We start from the raw sequence: 5,837 nt of genomic DNA on the forward strand, positions 1-5,837 counted from the left end.
TCGAACGACTGGATGATGGGAGCCGTGTGAATCGAGAGGTTCACGCACGGTTCTGAGAGAGCCGGGAGGTGAGATCCCTCCTGGCTACTCGCTAGGCTGTTTTGCTTGTTCGGTGGGTGGGGTTAGCGCCGTCGTGTGGGGCGGTGGTGGGTTTCGGCGAGGTGGTCGAGTTGTACCGCGTCGAGGGCGGTTTTGGTGATGCGTTCGGTGCCGTCGTGGATGGCGGTGATGGCGGCTTGGCGGATGAGCCTTGTGAGGGATCCGATGCGGCCGGCGGTGCGCTGGTGGAGGTAGGCGGCGTGCCGGGGGAGGGTGCCGGGTGTGTGGTGGTTCAGGTCGAGGGCGTTTTCGATGTCGGTGATGACCTCGCGGAAGGGGTGGCGGGTGCCGTGTTGGGCGGGGAGGGGGCCGCAGGTGATGAGGGTGGCGCGTCCGGCGAGTTGGGCGCCGCGGGTGCCGGTGAACAGGGGGGTGTCGGTGACGTTGATGCCGGCGTAGACGAAGGTGGCGGGCAGGCGCTCGGTGAGGTCCTTCAAGAGATCGGCGGTCTGGGCGCCGGTGGTGGTGCGGGGGTTGAGGCGGTGGATTTCGTCGATGAGGACGAGTTGGACGCCCGCGGCGGTGTAGGTGTGGCAGACGGCGTCGGTGATCTGGGTCTGGGTCATGCGGGTGGTTACGGGGATGCCGAGGTAGCGGGCGAACTCGGTGACGAGGGTTTTCGCGGTGGCGCCGGGCGGGACGAGGACGTAGGCGACCGGGGCCGCGGCGTGGGCTGATCCGGGCGGTGCGGCGTTTTTGCGGGTGTGGGCGAGGTGGCAGGTGCGGCCGACGTTGAGCAGGGCGGTGGTTTTTCCGGCTGCGGCGGGTCCGGTGACGATCAGGGAGGGCCGTGCGGTGGTCTGCTGGTGGCGGCCGAGGATCATCAGGGTGCGGACCTGGGTGGTGACCTGGTTGATGGCGGGGGTACGGATGGTGACGAACGCGGAGTGGTAGGCGAGGCGTTCGTCGGTGCTGCGGGGTGAGTCGCCGGGCTGGGGCGGGGCGGGCGGGTCGGTGGTGGCGAAGCGCTGCCAGCCCTGCCAGGTGGTCAGGGGCCAGGACGGCTCGGCCGTAGCGTTGCTGCCCGTGTCGGCGGGTGCGCTGCTTGGATGGTGCGCTGCGGGGCGGCGGGGATTCACCACTTGTCGGCTTCCTCGTGTGCGTCGTAGAGCCCGAATCCGGTGGCCGCGGCGGGGTGGGTGCCGTCGTCGGGGAGGTCGTCGATGCTGTCGTCCTCGTAGTGCTCCGCCGGCTCGTCGGTTAGGGGGCCGGTGCTGTGGTGGGAGGGCCGGGCGGCGGGGACCGGCAGCGTGGTGGCGCGGGCGAGGAGAGTTTGTTCGGTGGTGGTGGCGTGGCCGCTGTGGACGCGGCGCATGAGCTGGTCGAGGGCGTCGGCGAGGTGTGCTTCGTGCTGCTGGCTGTCGTCGTGGTTGCTGTGCCGGGCGTGGATGCGGATGTGCTGCCAGGTGCGGTCGTTGAACGGCTGGTGGACGTGGTCGCGGTGGATCCAGGGGATTTCGGTGAGGTCGCCTTCGGGCAGGCGGATCCAGATTTGGCGGACGTCGTGGGGGTTGTAGTGGATCTCCCATTTCCCGCCCCGGCCGGCGGCGGGGGAGGCCTGGCCGCGGTAGGGGGCGAGGAGATCGTGGTCGTAGGTGCGGTGGTGGATGGTGATGCCGGCGGGAGTGACGGCCTGCCAGCGCACAGGTAGCAGCTCGAGGTAGTCGCTGCCCGTCAGCGGGACGGGTACGTACCCGGCGACGGCGACGAGCGCGGCCCACATCTGGTCCGGCGTGAGGGCTTTGCGGGGCATCAGCGGGTGGCGCAGGCCTTCGTGGGGCCGGTGGTGGTAGTGCACCAGCCACTCATCAAGCAGGTCTTGGAGCTGGGGGACGCTGTAGCAGGCGTCTTTCTCGGTGTCGGGGCCGCGGCGGGTGACGTCGGAGCCGGTGTAGCCGGGCAGGTGCTGGCAGAACAGGTGGTTGATGGTGCCGAAGGTCCGCTCGACGATGCCTTTGGCGGTGGGGGCGTGGGGCGGGGCGGGCTGGACGCTGATGCCGAGGTGTTCGCAGGCGGCGGTGAATGCGGCGGAGACGAAGACTTTGCCGCGGTCGACGACGATCGTCTCGGGCAGGGCGACGGGCCGGGCGGCAGCCCCGGCCAGACGCTCGTCGAGTGCGGTCAGCCGTTGGTGGGGGAGTGCGGGGGCGTGGTCCATGCGCAGGATGTCCGGCCAGGTGGGGCGGGCGGGGTGGGGGACGGCCATCTCCGCGAGCAGCAGGGCGGCGTCGACGGCCTTGGTCGCGTTCGGGCACAGCACGGCGGCGAGCACGGCGCGGGTGGCGACGTCGACAGCGATGTTGTGGTGGTGGTTGTGGACTGACTGTTGACCGCTTCGAGGCTGGAGCCATGGCGGGTTGGTGGGGGAGGGTCAGTGGCCTCGGCCGCGTTGGGGGTTGTCGATGCGGGTGATGTGGTGGCTGGTCTCCAGGGCTTGGCGGAGGCGGGCGTTGTCCAGGGCGAGGCGTTGGATGTGGGCTGCTGCGTAGTGGAGGTTGTCGGCCAGGGCCTGGTTGGCGCGGCGGAGTTTGGTGTTTCGGGCGATGAGGATGTCGTAGGGACTCGGCCGTGCATCGTGGCCCGTCGGCGAGGTGGACGGACTGCTGCGAAGGGCTGAGATGTCCTTGGCTAGCTGGGGGAAGTGTCGGCGGAAGGTGGTGTTGGACAGGCCGAGTCTGGTGGCGAGGGCGAGGACGCTGGGGCGTTTGCCGTTGGTGTGGCAGTCGTTGAGGTACTGGTTGGTGATCTGGCGGGCGCGGGTTTCGGTGGGGATGTCGGCGGGGCGGGTCATGCGCTCTCCTACGCGGTGGTGTTGTTCCGTTTAAGGAATGCGGTGATCTCGTCGCGGCGGGCCTGTAGCCGGTGCTGCAGGAGCGGGGGCAGGGACGGGCGGGTGGTGAGGCGTTGGTCGATGCGGTCGATTTCGTGTTGCCAGGCGGCTGTGTTTTCGGGGCTGAGGGCGACGTTGTGGCAGGCAAGTGGCTTGCAGCCGCCGTGGTCGGGGAGGCCTTCACTGCGCCGGTTGCGGGCTTTCTCGCAGAGGGCTTTGGAGTGGTCATGGACGCAAGTGACGTACTGGCCGGGATAGACGGCTGGATCATGCCGGGCCATCAGTCGTCGCAGCCGTGCTTCGTCCAGGACGATTTGGCCGTCGAAGCGGGCGCGGGTGCCGAATTCCTGCAGGCGGCGGGCGGCTTCTTCGGCGGCCGGGCCGGTCAGTGTGGTGTGTTCATGGGTGTCGATGGCGGTCATGAGGTGTTCGCCGCGGGCGAGGGCTTGTTCGCTTTCGACTTCGGCGCGGAAGCCGGAGTCGCTGGTGCCGGCGTAGCCCTCGAAGACCTGGATGCAGTGGTGGCGGAAGGCGAGGGCTCCGGCGATGACGCCGCCGGGACGGCGGGCGATGTACCAGGCCAGGGTGCGCCGGAACTGCCTGTTGGTCAGGTGCCATTGCTGTCCGTCGATGGCGCGAATGAAGTCGCTGCGCTGGTGGCGTTGGCAGTAGTGGTTGATCCAGGCGGCATACCGGTTCAGGCGGGCGTTGGTGGCACCGCTGCTCAGGACCTGGTTGACGGCGTCCGGCCTGGCGCCGGGGGTGTGGGGCAGGGGAGCGAAGAGGTAGTCGCTGTCGGGCGGCTGCAGCTGCTGCAGGACGGTGATGGCCCGTGCGGCAGGTTCGCCGATGCTCCAGGTGGCGGGCGTGCCGGTCGGATCGCTTTCGCCTTTGAAGGCGAGGCTGTGCATTCTCCACCGGTAGGGGCGGCCGTCGGCGTCCTGTTCGGTGGTCAGGCAGCCGTGTTGGAGGTGTTTGAGCTCGCTGTCACGGGCGCCGGAGAGGAAGGCCAGGACGATGTAACAGGCGTCCTGGAGGAGGCGGGCGAGGTTGGCGAGGCTGCCTGGTTCGGTGTAGTCGGCCAGGACCGCCTCGATCCAGGGCTGGCCGTCGAGCTGGCCGCGGATGGGCTGGCCGCTGACCGGCTGAGGGCGGATGCCGGTGACCTCGGCGGCCTCGTCGATCATGCGGCGGTGACGGGTCACAGAAATTCTGCTGCATCCGACGGCGTGAGCGATCGCAGTCAAGCTGGGCTTACCGCGCCAGCCGGGCAGTGGCTGGCGGGAGGCGATGCGTTCGTCCAGCCATGCCCGCAGCAGCCTGTATACCTGGCCGTAGGCGGGCGGCTCCGCGGGCGTCGGAGGCGGGGTGTGCCAGGCGCGGTCGGCGGCGAGGATGTCGGCGGAAAAGTCGTCGATGAACCGCATGGACCAGACGAACAGCGGTCCCAGGACTTCCTCGGGGATGCGGGCGGTGGCGTTCTCCCGTCGGTGCGCGGCGTTCTCGCCCCATCCGTCGATGTGGGTGGGGTCGAATCGGAGGGCGTCGCAGGACAAGCAGCTGCGCCAGAGCCAGAACTTGCGTGCGCCTGCCCGGGCGCTCTGGCGGGCACCGGCGCGGGGGAGTGACTGGATCAAAAATCGCTGGTAGTCCTCCAGATCCGCGCCGCTGAGCGTCTCCAGTCGCGGACTACGGGCGGCTGCCCAGCGCAGGAAGCGGACGTGTTCGGTGAAGACGGTGCGGACGGTCGCGGCCGCGGGCTGCGTCTCTCCTGGAGGCGCGGGTCCGGACAGCATGGCGTAGCAGAGCTCTTTGCCCACGTGGCGGTGGGTGGCGGGGATCAGGCGGAAGTCGAGGATGAACCGGCGTTCGTGTTTCTTGACCATGGCCGGGCCCAGGTTCCACACATCGTCAGCGAAGCGGGACGTCTCCTGTAGCCGGCTGCCGGGCTTCAGAGGACAGCCGTGGAGGACGAACGGGTTGCTCTCCGGTGCCAGGGGCGGCCGTGGGAAGGCCGCGAGCAGGCTGTGCGGGGCGGTGGTCATGGTGCCTCCCACGGGTTCTCGGCGAGGTCGAGCAGCGCGTCGTGTGGCTTGCGGGTCTGGGCCTGCTCGAGTTCGGCCGGGGTGAAGCGGGTGAGGATGTCCTGGCGGATGGCGACCCAGGCCGGGCCGTAGCGCTGCCACCACTGCTCCTCGGACAGTTCGCGGCGGCGCTGGGCCAGGGCGTCGAGCAAGGCGAGCAAGCGGGGCAGGTGGTCACGGGTGACCAGGCAGTTCCCGCAGTGGAAGCAGTCGAGGAAGGAGACCTGGCACGGCTGCTGGGTGAGCGGGTGGCAGTCGTGGTCAGCGCAGGCACTCCAGCCCGTGTCCAACGCGCCGTCCGCCACCTGCCGGGCCGCGGACGGCGCGAGCCCGGCCTTTGTCAGTGCCGCGGCATCGGCCGGTCCGGTAAGGACGCGGGGACCGCCGCCGGCCGTGCGTACGGCTCGCTCGTGGGCCAGGAGGGCTGCCTGCTCGGCGCCGGCGAGCGCCTCGCCGAGGACTTCCTCGGCCCAGGAGGTGATGACCGGATCGCCGCTGAGGTAGTGGCGGAACAGCACGGGCATGGTGTTGGACTTGGCGGCCGAGGGCAGGTGGCCGCCCATCCGTTTCGTGCGCCGCACCTCCATACTGGTCTTGATCCGGTTGAAGCTCACCTGCAGCGGCAGGGCATCCCCCAACCCCTGTGGGCCGGTACTCCCGGGCTGTGGATCGGCCAGCAACGGCCGCAGCCGGTTGGCCGCCCACGCGCTGGGCAGGATCGGGGTTCCCCTCAGAAGCCGTATCTCAACCGAACGTGATCGTTGACTTTTCGCTGGTCAGGCATGGTTCCGGCGGGATGCGGGAGAGATCCCGCGTCCTGTCTC

General features: G+C 69.5%; 5 protein-coding genes. All 5 read right to left on the reverse strand.

From position 1 onward, the window contains the following. Positions 1–122: 122 nt before the first annotated feature. Positions 123–1,091 carry a TniB family NTP-binding protein gene (locus ACIBA9_RS38030; protein WP_399370351.1) on the reverse strand — a complete coding sequence of 323 codons (969 nt, stop codon included), beginning with the start codon at positions 1,089–1,091 and terminating at the stop codon, positions 123–125. An 83-nt stretch (positions 1,092–1,174) separates the two neighbouring features. Further along, on the reverse strand, positions 1,175–2,371 hold the full coding sequence (locus ACIBA9_RS38035; protein ID WP_399370344.1) for a Mu transposase C-terminal domain-containing protein: 1,197 nt from the start codon (positions 2,369–2,371) through the stop codon (positions 1,175–1,177). Between the two features lie 99 nt (positions 2,372–2,470). Beyond that, the gene (locus ACIBA9_RS38040) at positions 2,471–2,890 is read right to left on the reverse strand and encodes a hypothetical protein (RefSeq protein ID WP_399370346.1); all 420 of its coding nucleotides are present in this window, start codon (positions 2,888–2,890) and stop codon (positions 2,471–2,473) included. 8 nt (positions 2,891–2,898) lie between these two features. Beyond that, positions 2,899–4,974 carry a hypothetical protein gene (locus ACIBA9_RS38045; RefSeq protein ID WP_399370348.1) on the reverse strand — a complete coding sequence of 692 codons (2,076 nt, stop codon included), beginning with the start codon at positions 4,972–4,974 and terminating at the stop codon, positions 2,899–2,901. After that, positions 4,971–5,627, reverse strand: a complete 657-nt coding sequence (locus ACIBA9_RS38050; protein ID WP_399370350.1) for a hypothetical protein — start codon at positions 5,625–5,627, stop codon at positions 4,971–4,973. Before ACIBA9_RS38050 ends, ACIBA9_RS38045 begins: the two co-directional genes overlap by 4 nt. Between the last annotated feature and the right edge of the window lie 210 nt (positions 5,628–5,837).

This window comes from Streptomyces sp. NPDC051452, from assembly GCF_044454765.1.
In the GTDB taxonomy this organism is placed as follows: domain Bacteria; phylum Actinomycetota; class Actinomycetes; order Streptomycetales; family Streptomycetaceae; genus Streptomyces.

What these genes read in the sequence shown, in the direction of transcription:
- ACIBA9_RS38040 (WP_399370346.1), bottom strand. Translation starts at nt 2,890, where the DNA reads ATGACCCGCCCCGCCGACATCCCCACCGAAACCCGCGCCCGCCAGATC.
- ACIBA9_RS38045 (WP_399370348.1), bottom strand. Translation starts at nt 4,974, where the DNA reads ATGACCACCGCCCCGCACAGCCTGCTCGCGGCCTTCCCACGGCCGCCC.